This window comes from Dyella thailandensis (assembly GCF_050749815.1).
In the GTDB taxonomy this organism is placed as follows: Bacteria; Pseudomonadota; Gammaproteobacteria; order Xanthomonadales; family Rhodanobacteraceae; genus Dyella_A.
Genome location: NZ_CP192735.1, coordinates 2,733,327 through 2,748,189 on the forward strand (window position 1 = coordinate 2,733,327; position 14,863 = coordinate 2,748,189).

At 67.3% G+C, this 14,863-nt stretch carries 10 protein-coding genes; 6 read left to right on the top strand and 4 right to left on the bottom strand.

From position 1 onward, the window contains the following. Positions 1–12: 12 nt before the first annotated feature. From ACQVBX_RS12675 to ACQVBX_RS12690, 4 genes are all read right to left on the bottom strand, one after another. Positions 13–867 (bottom strand): MurR/RpiR family transcriptional regulator, encoded by an 855-nt coding sequence (locus ACQVBX_RS12675; protein ID WP_431638183.1) that lies wholly within the window; start codon positions 865–867, stop codon positions 13–15. Positions 868–877: 10 nt separating this feature from the next. After that, complete coding sequence (locus tag ACQVBX_RS12680; protein ID WP_431634459.1) at positions 878–1,975, bottom strand: dipeptide epimerase; 1,098 nt, start codon at positions 1,973–1,975, stop codon at positions 878–880. A 266-nt stretch (positions 1,976–2,241) separates the two neighbouring features. Further along, a complete protein-coding gene (locus ACQVBX_RS12685) occupies positions 2,242–3,651 on the bottom strand; it encodes an SH3 domain-containing protein (RefSeq protein ID WP_431634460.1) in 1,410 nt (469 codons plus the stop codon). A gap of 28 nt (positions 3,652–3,679) precedes the next feature. After that, entirely contained in the window at positions 3,680–4,831 is a 1,152-nt protein-coding gene (locus ACQVBX_RS12690) for a DUF819 domain-containing protein (RefSeq protein WP_431634461.1), read from the bottom strand. 143 nt (positions 4,832–4,974) lie between these two features. Between ACQVBX_RS12690 and ACQVBX_RS12695 the strand changes: the two genes are divergently transcribed. The 6 genes from ACQVBX_RS12695 to ACQVBX_RS12720 all read left to right on the top strand — a co-directional run bounded on the left by ACQVBX_RS12695 (position 4,975) and on the right by ACQVBX_RS12720 (position 14,806). Beyond that, positions 4,975–6,522: a transglutaminase-like domain-containing protein gene (locus ACQVBX_RS12695; protein WP_431634463.1), complete on the top strand. Its 1,548-nt coding sequence runs from the start codon at positions 4,975–4,977 to the stop codon at positions 6,520–6,522. 49 nt (positions 6,523–6,571) lie between these two features. Further along, positions 6,572–9,577, top strand: coding sequence for a TonB-dependent receptor (locus tag ACQVBX_RS12700; protein ID WP_431634465.1), 3,006 nt, complete (start codon positions 6,572–6,574; stop codon positions 9,575–9,577). Between the two features lie 76 nt (positions 9,578–9,653). After that, complete coding sequence (gene lysA, locus ACQVBX_RS12705; RefSeq protein ID WP_431634466.1) at positions 9,654–10,958, top strand: diaminopimelate decarboxylase; 1,305 nt, start codon at positions 9,654–9,656, stop codon at positions 10,956–10,958. 17 nt (positions 10,959–10,975) lie between these two features. Further along, the gene (locus tag ACQVBX_RS12710; protein WP_431634467.1) at positions 10,976–12,175 is read left to right on the top strand and encodes a dipeptidase; all 1,200 of its coding nucleotides are present in this window, start codon (positions 10,976–10,978) and stop codon (positions 12,173–12,175) included. A gap of 106 nt (positions 12,176–12,281) precedes the next feature. Continuing rightward, the gene (locus ACQVBX_RS12715) at positions 12,282–13,850 is read left to right on the top strand and encodes a serine hydrolase (protein WP_431634468.1); all 1,569 of its coding nucleotides are present in this window, start codon (positions 12,282–12,284) and stop codon (positions 13,848–13,850) included. 257 nt (positions 13,851–14,107) lie between these two features. Further along, positions 14,108–14,806 carry a M15 family metallopeptidase gene (locus tag ACQVBX_RS12720; protein WP_431634469.1) on the top strand — a complete coding sequence of 233 codons (699 nt, stop codon included), beginning with the start codon at positions 14,108–14,110 and terminating at the stop codon, positions 14,804–14,806. Positions 14,807–14,863 lie beyond the last annotated feature (57 nt).

Below are 14,863 nucleotides of genomic sequence, written 5' to 3' on the forward strand. Positions count from 1 at the left end.
CTGCCGGAGCGGTTACGGTTCGAGGATGTGCTGGATCCGCTCGAGGTTGCCCAGCAGTTGTGCGTGGCGATCGTCATGGCTTTCGCACAACCGCACGAACACGCTGTCGAGCAGGTGCTGCATCGCCGACTGGTACAGCAGCGACTGGATGTACGGCTGCTCGTCGTGCGCCGACACCACCAGCGCGATGTCGGCCAGCGTGCGCAGCGGGTTGGCGGTGTGCCGGGTTAGCGTCACCAGCTGGCCGCGCCGCTCGCGGAACTGCCGGGCGATCTTGCCCAGCGCGGCGTGCTGGCCGAATTCGGAAATCACCACCAGCACGTCGCCGGCCTGCGCGGCGGCCACGTTGGAGGTCATCCGCACCACGTCGAAACTGTGCACGGTGAGAATGCCCAGCAGCGCCAGCCGCAGCGCGAACGCGCGCACGTGCACGTCGTCGTCGCCCATGCCGAGTAAAAACACGCGGCCGCTGCGCCCGGCCCGGTCGATCGCCTCGGCGACTGCCTGGATCGTCGCCGGCGCGTTGATCACCCGCGTCTCTTCCTCGGCCGCGCACTTGCGCCGCCACAGCCGGTCGCCGAGCGCCTCGCTGGCCGCACCCTGTGCGGGCGACACCGGAGCGGTCTCGCCGGGCGCGGCCCGGGCGATCGCCTCGCCGATGGAGTACTTGAGGTCCGGATAACCCTTGAAGCCTAGCTTCTGGGTGAACTTCACCACGCTGGACTGGCTGATGCCCAGCGCGTTGGCCAGCTGCTGCGAGGAGTAGTCGCGCAGCAGTTGCGCGTTCTCCACGATGAAGTCGGCAATGCGCCGCTCCACCGCCGACATCTGGTCGCGCTCCGAACGGATCTTCACCAGCGGTGACATGCTCACGCCCCTACTCCGACACCGGCTCCAGCCCCCTGATCTCGCGGATGCCCAGACCCGGGGCGTCGGTCACCGAGATCTCCGATTCGTTGAAGAGTACCCCGCCGTCGACCGGATTGAACTGGCTCAGCGAGGGGCCGTCGAGATCGACCTTGGTGATCACGTCGGCCTTGGCCACCGCCACGTGCACCGCGGCGGCCACGCTGATGGAACTCTCCAGCATGCAGCCGATCATGCATTCCACGCCGTGCATGGCGGCGATGTCGGCGATGCGGATGGCGTTGGAGATACCGCCGGTCTTCATCAGCTTGATGTTGATGATGTCGGCCGCGCGCAGGCGGATCAGCTCGATCACCTCCATCGGCCCGAACACGCTCTCATCGGCCATCACCGGTGTGTGCACGCGCTCGGTGACGTAGCGCATGCCGGCCAGGTCGCGCGCCTTCACCGGCTGCTCGACCAGCTCCAGCTTGATGCCGGCGTCCTCCAGCGTCTGCAGCGCATAGACCGCCTGCTTGGCGGTCCAGCCCTGGTTGGCGTCCAGCCGCAGCAGGGCGCGACCTTCCACCGCCGCGTAGATCGCCTTCACCCGCTCGATGTCGACGCCGATGTCCTTGCCCACCTTGATTTTCAGCGACTCGAAGCCGCGCTCCACCGCGTTGATCGAGTCGGCCACCATCTTGTCGATGTAGTCCACGCTGATCGTAATGTCGGTGGTGATCACCGGATCGCCGCCGCCGAGCAGCTGGTACAGCGGCGCGTTGTAGAGCTGGCCCCAGAGGTCGTACAGGGCGATCTCCACCGCCGCTTTGGCCGAGGAGTTCTTTTCCATCGAACCCTGGATCAGACCGGTCAGCCGGTTGAGGTCGGCTACCTCCTGGCCGATCAGCCGCGGCGAGATGTAGTGGCGGATCGCATCGACGATCGAACCGTGGGTGTCACCGGTGATCACCGCGGTGGCCGGCGCCTCGCCGTAGCCGACGTGGCCGGTGTCGGTGTGCATCATCACCACGATGTCCTCGACCTGGCTCACCGTGCGCAGCGCGGTCTTGAACGGCGTCTTCAGCGGCACCCGCAGCATGCCGAACTGGATGTCTGTGATCTTCATGGGTTCGCTGTCACTTGTCCTGGGTGCTTAGGGAGCCCGCGTGGGCGCGTGTGTCTTGGGGGCGGCGGTTGAAGAGCAAGATCAAAATGGATTCCCGCGTTCGCGGGAATGACGGCGCGGAGGGTGCGGTCACTCGGGTTTCATCGCTTACGGCTTTATCGAAAAGCCGCAAGGGCGACCAAACACGGGAATCCCCAAGCTGGCGTCATTCCCGCGAACGCGGGAATCCATGTTGCTCCGGATGCACGCCATCGCAGCCACGCCCCTCAATGCCGGATGCGCACGATGCTGGTCATGTGGTCGATGAAGGTGGAGCCGTCCTTGCCGTAGAGCATCGGCAGCAGAGGCGTCACCGACACCGCGTTGAGCTTGACGTGGCGGATGCTGCCGTCGCCCTGGCGGTAGCTCATGCCCAGCACGTCGTGGATCACCCACGGCTGGCCCTGCCACTGGCCGACCACCATCATCACGTGGCCGGGGATGTAGACCAGGTCGCCCGTCTTCAACGCCATGGCGGCCTTGAGCCGTTCGGCATGGTCGTCCTGCGCGGTGAAAGCGCGATGATCCAGCGCGGGGCTGATCGCCTGCCGGCTGGTGTTGCGCGGCATTTCCACGCCCATCGAGCGATACACGTCCGAGACGAAGCCGGAGCAGTCGCGTCCGTCGTAGGCATGGCCCCAGCCGTAGCGCTCGCCGAGGAACTTGAACGCCTGCCGGATGATGTTCGCCTCGGTCAGCGGCAGGTAGTCGGGCGAGGTGTCCTTGTTGATCTGCACCAGCGCGGGGGCGAAGGCCAGCGTGCCGTCGTCGTTGCGGACCGGCAGCTCGAGCACGTGCGCGGCGTACGGTGTCTGCCCGTTCACCGGCTGGTCTGGCGGCAGATCGGTGGCCAGCGGCACGCGTTCACCCATGTCCAGTTGCAGCTGCGATACCGCCGGCTGCTCGCGCGTGTAGACCGTGTGCACCGTGCCGCCGGTGACCACCCGCGCCGCGGTCCGTCCGGCGTAGTCGAAGACCTGCTTCGCGCTGCCGATCGCTACGTTCTCGCGATGCGTCCAGGCGGCGTAGCGTGGGCTCACTACGAACAGCCAGTGGCCGTCGGCGCTGGTGTGCGCCACCACCACCGGCGTGCCGGGGAACTCGGCGGTCTCCTGGAAACGGTCGATGTCGGTGTCGCCGGGATGGCTGAACACGCGCAGGTCGGTGGGCAGGCTGCGCAGCGCGGCGCGCTTCACCACCAGGCCGTAGCGGGTGGGCTCACTGGCCGGCACCGCGTCGCGGTGGGCGTTGTCGACGATCGCCTTGATCGTCGCCAACGCCACCGGCTGGCCGTCGACGTCGTACAGCGGCCGGGTCGGCGGCGTCGACACCGTGTCCAGCCAGGCATCCACCTGCGCGCGATCCAGCGTAGCCGGCAGCTTGCGCAGATCGTGCATCGAGGGGTCACCGGCCAGCAGCTTGGCGTTCTGCGCGGCGATCTGCGCCGGCATCAGCAGCACCGTGTCGGGCTGCGGGCGAAGGCCGATCCAGAACTCCGGTGTGAGCTGCGCCGGGCCTACGCCCAGCACGCCCGAGGGCGGCACGGGCAGGCTTTGCTCCGCATGCAGGCAGGGCGACGCGGCCGCGCCAGCCACCAGCAGGCCCAGGCACAGTGCACGGATCGATAAAATGCTCATGATCGGATTCCCGTCGTGAAGGACCGGCTCAGGGCACGGCCAGCGTCGACATCACCGACGCCACCAGCAGCCCGAAGGCGGTACCGAGGATGTAACCCAGCAGGGCGAGCAGGATGCCCACCGGCACCAGCGCGCGCGAATACGCCGCCGCCAGTACCGGGGTCGCCGCCACGCCGCCAATGTGTGCCAGCGAAGAGATGCCGCACAGGTACAGGTCGAAGTGGAAGATCCGCGCAAACCCCACCAGCAGCACCGCATGCAGTGCGATCACGGTGACGCCGCACAGGATGTACAGCGGGGCCTCGCCCAGGCCGTGGAAGTTACTCTGCGAGGCCAGCATCGCCACCACGAAGATCAGCATCGCGCCGGAGATGCTGCCCGCCCCGGGAAAGCGCGCCACCGGCGTGTGCGCCACCGCCAGCCCGGCCAGGGTCGACAGCAGGATCGTCCAGGTGCCGGCGCTGACCATCTCGGAGGTGGGCAACCAGCCGGCGACCACCCGCGCCAGCGTCGTCGCCAGCAGCGCCGCGCCCAGCCAAAGCAATACGTTCTCCGGCACGGTGGGGCCGCTCGGCGCCACTTCCGCCACCTCCAGCTCGCCGCTGGAGCGCGCGCGGGTCCAGCGGTTGAAGGCGGGCGCCAGTCGCGCCACCGAAAACAGCACCACCACCCACGTTGAGTAGCACACCGCATCCGTCAGCAGCGACATTGCCAGGTGCGGGTCGGACATGCCGATCGCCTGCTTCACGCCGATCATGTTGGCGGTGCCACCGACCCAGCTGCCGGACAGCGCGGCCAGCGGCTGCCAGGCATCGCCGCGCAGCCAGTGTCGGTAGATCAGGAAGGTGGCGATGAACGCGACGAACAGGCTGACCGAGGTGCAGGCGAACACACCCAGCACGCGAGGCCCGAGGCGAAAGATCGCGCGCAGGTCGCAGTTGATCATCAGCAGGAACAGCAGCGCCGGCACCAGATTGCCGATCAGCAGCGACTGCGCCTGGTGGATGGCCGGCGTGACCTGCCACACCCCGGCGATCGCCATCGCGGTGATCGACAGGTAGACCATCACGATCGGCGGCAGCACGTCGAAGATGCGCCAGCCGGTGCGCCGCTCCAGCGCCGGAAAGAAGCCCGCCACCACCAGCATCAGGCCTAGGAAAGGCCATACCGTCTGGATCACCTGCACCCCCTTCGCGTGGCCGCACCCGGCCCTCGTTTGGAATATCTCATTCCACAAAATTTCAATCGCAGCATAAATTATTGACGCTGTTTTGCAAGCGTGCTACACAACGGTTTCGCAAGTTCATGTCGGGGGAAGCACGCATGACGAAGGGCCGGCTGGCGCAGCACGAGCGCAACACCATCACGCATTGCCCCGCGCCTGTCATCACCGACTGGCGCCGACGCCTGCTCCCGCTGCTGTGCACCGCCCTGCTCGCCGTTCCCGTGCTGTCGCCCGCCGCCACTACGGCGTCGTCGACAACGCTGCCGGCCATCATCGCGCAGATCGACGCCGGCCATTTCCAGGCGGCCGATGCGGCGATCACCCGGGCGCTTGCCTCCTCCGATCTCAGTGCCAAACAGCGTGACGCGCTCGGCTTCCAGCGCGAGCGCATGCGCCGGCTGCGGCTGGATTTCTCGCTCGACGCTAGCCAAGTGCAGGCACGCGTGCGCAAGCAGATTCCCGATCTGACCGCCGCCGAGTTCGACCGCTGGAACCGCGAAGGCCTGTTCGAGCACCTTTCCATCGACGGCCACACCTATTACTTCAACCGCTCGCCGGGCAACCTGTTCCGCATCAGCGCCGAGGCGCGCGCGCGCCGCGCCGTGCAGGCACCGTTCGACGACGGCCCCAACGAGATCCTCAACGACCACCACCGCGCCGTGCTGCGCGAGGCGCTCGCCAGTGGTCGCACCGGGGTCGACCCGCACCGGGTCGAGGTGACCCAGACGCTCACCGTCGAGGCCGACGCCGTACCGGCCGGCGAAACGGTGCGCGCGTGGATTCCCTACCCGCGCGCCATCGCGGGCCAGCAGGAAGACATCCGCCTGGTCGAGAGCTCGCCCGCTGGCGCTCGCGTGGCGCCGGAGTCGACGCTCCAGCGCACCGCGTACCTGGAGAAGAAGGCGGTAGCGGGCCAGCCCACCGTGTTCGCCATCACCTACGACGTCACCGTGCTGGCGCAGTACCACGCGATCGACCCGGCCAAGGTCACCGCCGAAACGATCACCCCGGCACTGGCGCCCTACGTCGCCGAGCGTCCGCCGCACATCGTGTTCACCGATGACCTGCGCGCGTTCTCGCGCAAGGTGGTGGGCGACGAGAAAGATCCCTACCGCATCGCGCAGAAGCTGTTCGCGGCGGTGGACCAGATTCCCTGGGCCGGCGCGCGCGAGTACTCCACCATCAGCAACATCAGCGACTACACCCTGCACGCCGGCCACGGCGACTGCGGCGAACAGACATTGCTGCTGATGACCCTGCTGCGCCTCAACGGCATTCCGACGCGCTGGCAATCGGGCTGGATCTTTTCCGACGGCCGCTACAACAACATCCACGACTGGGGCCAGCTCTACCTGCCGCCCTACGGCTGGGTGCCGATGGACGTGACCTTCGGCCAGCTGCAGCCCAAGCCGGGCGACAACCCGGCGCTGCGCTGGTTCTACCTCGGCGGGCTGGACGCCTACCGCATCGCCTTCAACGACGACTACAGCCAGCCGTTCGTGCCGGCCAAGACGTTCCCGCGCTCGGAGACGGTCGACTCCCAGCGCGGCGAGGTCGAGTGGAAGGGCGGCAACCTGTACTTCGACCAGTGGGACTACCACTTCGCCTGGAAGCGGCTGCCACTGCAGGGACGTTCCGACAACTAAACCGGCCGCGACCAAAGGCGGCTCGACAGCAGCAAGGGGAGATGGGGCAATGAGCAGCAGTCGGCACATGTGCAAGACCGCATTGAGTATCGCCTTGGGCCTGGGCCTGATGGCAGCGTTCCCGGCCGCGCAGGCGGCGAATAACGATGGCTCGGTATCCGGCCACACCCGCGCCGGCGCCGTGGTCACGGTAACCAATCCCGAGACCGGGCTGACCCGCACGATTACCGCCGACGGCAGCGGCAACTACCGTTTCCCGTTCCTGCCGGTGGGCCAATATACGATCAGTGCCAGCAAAGACGGTCAGGCCGTCGCCCCGGCGCGCAATGTCACCGTGGCGTTGGGCACAACAACCTCGGTAGACCTTGGCAGCCTCAATGCCACCGAGCTGTCCACCGTGAGTGTGACGGGATCCGTGCTACCAGTGATCGACGTCAGCTCAACCGAGTCGGCCACCATCGTCTCGCGCGCGGAACTGGCGCGGCTGCCGGTGGACCAGAACGTTACCTCGGTGGCCCTGCTCGCTCCCGGCGTGGTCAAGGGCAACGCCGGCTTCGGCGGCATCTCCTTCGGCGGCTCGTCCGTCGCGGAGAACGCGTTCTACGTCAACGGCCTCAACGTCACCGACTTCTACAACCGCAACGGCTTCTCTGAAGCGCCGTTCGCCTTCTACGACCAGTTCCAGGTCAAGACCGGCGGCTATTCGGTGGAGTTCGGCCGCACCACCGGCGGCGTGGTCAACGCAGTGGCGCGCTCGGGTACCAACGAGTTCAAGGGCGGCACCGAGATCACGATGGAGCCGGGCAACTGGCATTCGCGCGGCCACGACTACTATTTCGATGGCGAGCGCTACTACACCTCCAGCCGCGACCAGGACTCCCTGATCAAGACGAACGTGTGGGCGTCCGGCCCGATCGTGAAGGACAAGCTGTTCTTCTTCGCGATGTACGAGCAGCGCGGCGCCAGTCCGCACAACACCGACGACGTCGGCAGCACGATCACCGACCACAACGCCAATCAGGGGTTCTGGGGCGGCACCATCGACTGGAACATCACCGACAGCAACACCCTGTCGCTGATGGCGTTCTCGGACAAGAACCATGACGTCGGCGACGTCTACAGCTACGACTACGACACCAATACCCGAGTGGCCAAGACCAACCAGGTCTATACCGATACCGGTGGCAAGAACTGGGCGCTTACATGGACCAGCTACCTGACCAACGATCTCTCGATGAAATTGATGTACGGCCGCAACGAGCGGCGCGCCGACATCAGCTCGCAGCGTGATGAGGAATGCAACCGCGTCGCGGTGTCGGCCGGCGTGCCGCTCCCGGCCGGCAACCTCCCACTGAGTTGCACCACCAGCTCGCAGGTCGCCTCGCGCGAGGACACCCGCAAGCAGGCCCGCGCCGATTTCGAATGGACGCTGGGCGACCATCTGCTGCGCTTCGGCTACGACCACGAAGTGGATACCTCCGACTACAACCGGCGCTATCCGGGCCCGGGCGGCTACTACTACAACGTCTATTCAGTGCCCAACGGCGGCCAGGTCGGCGATGCCGACGGCGGCGGGCGCGTGCCGGCCGGCGACCCCGCGTGGGTCCGTGTGCGCCGGTACGAGATCGCCGGCACCTTCGCCACCAAGAATTCGGCGTTCTACCTGGAAGACAACTGGCACCTCACGCCGAACCTGATCCTCAACGCCGGCCTGCGCAACGACAGCTTCGACAACCAGGATGCCGCTGGCCGCAGCTACATCAAGATCAGCCGGCAGATTGCGCCACGCCTGGGCTTCTCCTGGGACATGAAGGGCGACGGCAGCACCAAGCTCTTCGGCAACCTGGGACGCTACTACCTGCCGGTGGCCAACGTGATCAACATCAAGCAGGCCGGCGGTCTGCTGGACGAACGCTCATCCCACCGTTTCCTCGGTTGGGAGACACGCGAGATCAACGGCGTGTCGTACGCCTTCCCGATCGTGGGTGATCCCCTCGCGGGGAGCCACACCGACACCTCGCAAGGCGACGGTTCGGTCGGCGACCTGCGCTCGGAGGTGGACAAGAACATGGATCCGGTCTACCAGGACGAGGCGATCCTCGGCTTCCAGTCGATGATCAACGACAAGTGGTCGTGGGGCGTCAGCGGCACCTACCGCCGCCTGCACAATGCCATCGACGATATGGAGATCAGCGCCACGCCACAGTGCGGCGGCGACGGCTACATCGGCTACGTGATGGGCAACCCGGGCAAGACACTCACCGTCTATGGCGACACCAACTGCGACGGCACCCCGGATGGCTACATCAACATCGACACCTCGAAGCAGGGCTTCGCGCTGTACGACGCCGACGGCAACTACCTGGGCCAACGCGGCTGGGTGAAGCCCAAGCGCACTTACAGCTCACTGGAGTTCCAGCTCGACCGAGCCTGGGACGACAAGTGGTCGTTCAACGCCTCGTATGTGTTGGCGTGGAACCGCGGCAATGCCGAAGGCCCGGTCAACTCCGACACCAACTTCGACGATACCGGCCGCACCGAGAACTTCGACGATCCCTGGGTCAACCTGGGCGGTGATGGCTACCTGCCGAACGACCGCCGCCACCAGCTGAAGCTGCGTGGCACCTATGCGCTGACTCCGCACTGGCAGCTCAGCGGAGACATGGACCTGCACTCCGGTGGGCCGATCACTGGCTTCGGCGTGGGCAACCCATACGACGCGACCAACTACCACAGCTACTTCATTTGTGTTCAGAACTGCGACTCGCCGGTATCCGAGGATCGCGTGTACGAGCGCTCGCCGCGCGGCAAATACGGCCGATTGCCCTGGACCTACACGCTCAACGCCGGCATCGCCTACATCCTGCCGTTCGATCATGGCGGCAACCTGCGCGTGAAGCTGGCGGTCTACAACCTGCTCAATCAGCAGCGCACCGTGCAGGTGAACCAGGACCTGCAGAGCGCGATCTCCAACGAGACCGACACCACGTTCAAACTGCCGATCGGCTTCCAGAGCCCGCGCTTCACGCAGCTGACGGTCGCGGTGGATTTCTAAGGCCACCCTCCCCTGGCCGGCCCGCACCGCTGGTGCGGGCCGTTTTTTTCGCGACACCCCAAACACGGATGGCCGCTTGCTGACACCCGCTACCGATCACTCTCACGCGCCGAACGGCACGCCCGCCAGGGACGACACCGCCAGCTTGTTCGACGGCGTTGATCTGGCGGCCCTCGCCGCCCAGATGGGCACGCCGCTGCATGCCTACTCGGCCAGCGCGATCCGCGACCGCATCGATGAACTGCTCAGCGCGCTGGAGGGCCTCGACGCCCTGGTCTGCTATGCGGCGAAGGCGAACAGCAACGTGGCAATCCTGCAGCTGATGGCCGAACGCGGATTGGGCGCCGACATCGTCTCCGCCGGCGAGCTGTGGCGCAGTCTGCAGGCGGGCATCCGGCCCGAGCGCATCGTCTTCTCCGGCGTCGGCAAGACCACCGCAGAGATGGCCGAGGCGCTGGAAGCCGGCATCGGCCGCTTCAACCTCGAATCGCGCGACGAGCTGGAGACGCTGGAACAGGTCGCCGCGTCGATGGACGTGGTGGCCCGCGCCGCCGTGCGTATCAACCCCGACGTGGATGCACGCACCCACGCCAAGATTTCCACTGGGCGCGCCGAAAACAAGTTCGGCGTGAGCCTGGACGAAGCGCGCCGCTGGTTCGACGACGCGGCGCAGTTTCCGCACGTGCAGTTGGACGGCCTGCATGCGCACATCGGCTCGCAAATGCTCGAGCTGGCGCCGATCCGCGAAGCCCTACAGCGCGTGGCCGCGTTCTGGCGCGAGCTGCGCGACGCCGGCCACGCCATCGCCAGCATCGACGTCGGCGGTGGCCTGGGCGTGTGCTATCGCCCCGGCGTCGATCGGCCGCCGACCGCTGCCCAGTACGTAGGCGTGATGCGCGAGGCGCTGGCGGACTTCGACGGCCGGCTGTTGCTGGAACCCGGCCGCTGGCTGGTGGCCGAGGCCGGCGTGCTGCTGACCCGGGTGGTGCGCATCAAGCCGGGCGCGCAGCGACAGTTCCTGGTGCTGGACGCGGCGATGAACGACCTGCTCCGCCCCAGCCTCTACGACGCCTGGCATGAGATCGCGCCGACGGAGCCCAACGCGCTTCCCGCCGAGGCCTACGATGTGGTCGGCCCGGTCTGCGAGACCGGCGACACCTTCGCCCGCGAACGCCCTCTGCCGCGCTGCGCGCCGGGCGACCTGCTGATGATCCGCGGCACCGGGGCCTATGCTGCCTCCATGGCCTCCACCTACAACTCCCGCCCGCTGGCCGCCGAAGTGCTGCTGGATACCGGCCGCTACGCCGAGGTGCGCCGCCGGCAGAGCTTCAGCGAGATGATCGCCGGCGAGCAGTCCGCCCGGCACTGGCGCACCACCTGAGCACGAGGACCCGAGCGATGATCCGACCCCTGGCCTGCCTGATCGCCTTCGCCCTTGCCGGCACCGCGCTGGCCCAGAACGACCCGCCGATCACCCTCGACACCCACGTCGATATCCCCTTCACCTACATGCACGAGTCGCGCTTCGACGTCGGCAAGGACACGCCGCTGCTGGTCGACCTGGGCAAAATGGAGCGCGGCGGGCTCAACGCCGCGTTCTTCGTGATCTGGGTGCCGCAGCACAAACTGGACGCCGCCGGCTACGCGAAAGCCGTGCAGCAGGCCGAGGAGAAATACGACGCTATCGGCGACATGCTGATGACCTACCCCGACCGCATCCGCCTGGCCACCACGCCCGCGCAGGCGCTGGCCAATCGAAAGACCGGCCTGCTGTCGGCGATGATCGGCGTCGAGAACGCCTACTCGCTCGGCCATGACCTCAAGCGACTCGATGCCGCCTACGACCGCGGCGCGCGCTACGTCGGCCTGGTCCACGTCGGCAACAACGACCTGTGCACCAGCTCACTGCCCGATATCGAACACGGCGAGAGCGCGATGAACAGCCCGGGCGACCGCGGCATGAGCGACTTTGGTCGCGCGGTGGTCAAACGCGCCAACGCGCTCGGCATCATGGTCGACATCTCGCACGCGTCGGACCGCTGCGTGCGCGACGCGCTCGCGGTATCCACCGCGCCGATCATCGCCTCGCACTCCGGCGCGCGCGCCGTGCTCGACCACCCGCGCAACCTACCAGACGACCTGCTGCGCGCCATCGCGGCCAAGGGCGGCGTGATCCAGGCGGTGGCGTACAAGGAATTCCTGAAGAAGGACCCCGGCCGCGAGGCGGCCGAGAAAAAACTGCAGGCGCAGGTCGCGCGCGAGGCCGGCGACAAGGAGTACGACTCGGACAAGCATGACTATCTGCCGGCGATGGCCAAGGGCATGGCGGAGATCGAGAAGACCTACCCGCTGCCCACGGTGGACGACTACGTGAAGCAGATCCGCCACATGGTGGACGTGGCCGGCATCGACCACGTCGGCATCGCCTCGGACTTCGACGGCGGCGGCGGCATCACCGGTTGGGCCGACGCCAGCCAGACCCGCAACGTCACCGCCGCGCTGCGACGCGCCGGCTTCAGCGATGGCGATATCGCGAAGATCTGGGGCGGGAATCTGCTGCGGGTGTGGAGCGAGGTGGAACGTGATGCGGGGCGGTGAGGTGAAGATCAATCAAGCGCGCCTCCTCACCCCAACCCTCTCCCCCCGCGGGGCGGGGGGAGAGGGAGTCAGAGCGCGCTCCGCCTGTGCTCCCTCTCCCCCTGCCATGCAGGGGGAGAGGGCTGGGGTGAGGGGGCGTTTTTGCCTTGCCCTGGTCCTCACTCTGGCTACATCCACCGCGACAGCCTCATCTCGTCAGGAAACCTACGACCACATCCTCGACAGCGTCGTCGCCCGCTACCACCTCCCCGGCATCGCCGTCGGCGTCATCGAACACGGCAAGGTCGTCTACACCGCCACCCGCGGCGAAACGGTCGCCGGATCCGGCCACAAGATCGACGCCCGCACGCTGTTCAAGATCGCCTCCAACAGCAAGGCGATGACCACCGCCCTGCTCGGCCGCCTGGTCGACCAGGGCAAGCTGCACTGGGACGACCCGGTGACGAAGTACCTGCCCGACTTCGCCATGCACGATCCGTGGGTGACCAAGAACATGCGCGTGGCCGACCTGCTCACCCACTCCAGCGGCCTGCCCGAGGGCGGCGGCGACCTGATGCTGTGGCCGGAGCCGAACGCCTACACGCGGCAGGACATCATCCGCGGCCTGCGCTATATCGCGCCCGGCTACAGCTTTCGCTCGAAATACCAGTACGACAACCTGCTCTACGTGGTGGCCGGCGAAGTCGCCGCGGCCGCGGGCGGTGCGCCGTACGAGACGCTGATGCATCGCGAGGTGTTCCAGCCGCTCGGCCTCGGCCGCTGCCAAGTGGGTGAGTGGAACCGCGATGCGGTGGGCGACCTGGCGCAGCCGCATCGCCAGGTCGACGGCCGCAACGAGCCGATCCGCGAGGACGGCGCGACGATTCCGGCAATCACCTCGGCGCCGGCCGGCGGCATCCGCTGCGATCTCACCGACATGCTGACCTGGGCGAAGAACTGGTTGGCGCCGACGCCAGCGCAGCTCACCTGGCTGTCCGAAGAGCAGCGCCACGTGCTGCAGTCGCCGCACATGCTGATTCCCGTATCGAAGCAGCGTCGGGAGTGGGATCACAGCCACGTGATGGCCTACGGCTACGGCTGGCGCATGGCCGACGTCGATGGCCACTGGACCGTGTGGCACACCGGCACGCTGTCGGGCATGTACTCGGAGCTGATGCTTTTGCCGGACCAGCGCAGCGGCTTCGTGTTCCTGATCAACGGCGAGGCCGACGATGCGCGCACCGTGCTGGGCGAGCTGCTGCTCAAGCACTTCACCGCGCCCGACGACACCCGCGGCATCGCCTGGTACGCCGCTGCGCTGGACCGCGCCGCCCAGGCCGACAGCCGTCGCACGCCAGCGCCGGACACGTCGCATGCCGTGCCCGTATCGCCCAAGGAAGCGGCCGCATGGAACGGCCGTTACCGCGATCCCTGGCTGGGTGAGATGACGCTGTGCTCCGCCGGTGACCGCGTGCGCTTCGCGGTGGCGAAATCGCCCAAGCTCGCCGGCGAGGTGCGTCTTCTCGACGGCCGCCTGCTGGTGCACTGGGACGACGCCACCGTCTACCCCGACGCCTGGCTCGACGTGCATCCCGGCACACCGGTGACCCTGACGATGGCCAAGGCCGACGCTCTCGCCGACTTCAGCTCCGACTACGAGGACCTGCATTTCACGCGCACCGGAGACTGCCCGTGACCCACCCGATTCCTGCGCGCAGCCCGTGCCTGCCGCTGCGCCCGATCGCGCACAAGGTGCGCTCCTACTCCCGCGCATCGACCTCGCCGGCGATCGCTGACCGGCCGGTTGCGCCAGCGGCATCGATCCCAGCCCAAGTCAGCTCCAGCGATGGGAATCTGCATGTCACCCGCAGCGGATACGCCGCTGTAGGAGCGCACCCTGTGCGCGACCCACGCTTGCCGCTGCGGCCAGTCGCGCACAGGGTGCGCTCCTACATGATCACGCTGGTTCTCATGGTGATCGCCATGCCGGCTTTCGCGGATGAGCCCGTCACGCTTTCCTCCGCGAGCACGGCCGCGGAAGCGAACCTGGTGGATATCCGCACGCTGGTGCCGGACATCCACGAAGACATCAAGTACGCCGGCCACGACAACTTCGTCGGTCGCCCGGTGGACGGCTACGCCGCGCCGAAGTGCCTGCTGCTGCAACCCGTCGCCGAGGCGCTGGCGCGCGTGGAACACGACCTGCGCCGCGAGCACGCGCGTTTGCGGATATGGGACTGCTATCGCCCGGCGCGCGCGGTTGCCGACTTCGTGCGCTGGGCGCACGACCTGTCCGACCAAACGACCAAGGCCGCGCACTACCCCCACCTGGACAAGTCGAAACTGCTCGGCGACTACATCGCCCCGGTCTCCGGCCACAGCCGCGGCGCCACCGCCGACCTGACCATGGAGCAGTGCGACGCGCACGACCGGCACTGCAAGCCGCTGGACATGGGCACGCCGTTCGACTGGTTCGGCCTGCGCGCCAACACCGACAACCCCGGTGTCACTGCCGAGCAACGTGCGAACCGCCAGCGCCTGCTGCGCGCCATGGCGCGCGAAGGCTTCAAGAACTATCCGATGGAGTGGTGGCACTACACCCTCCAGCCCGAACCCACGCCGCACACGATGTACGACGTGCCGATCCGCTAGGGATCACCCGTAGGAGCGCACCCTGTGCGCGACCGGGGCAACAGCGGTCGCCCACAG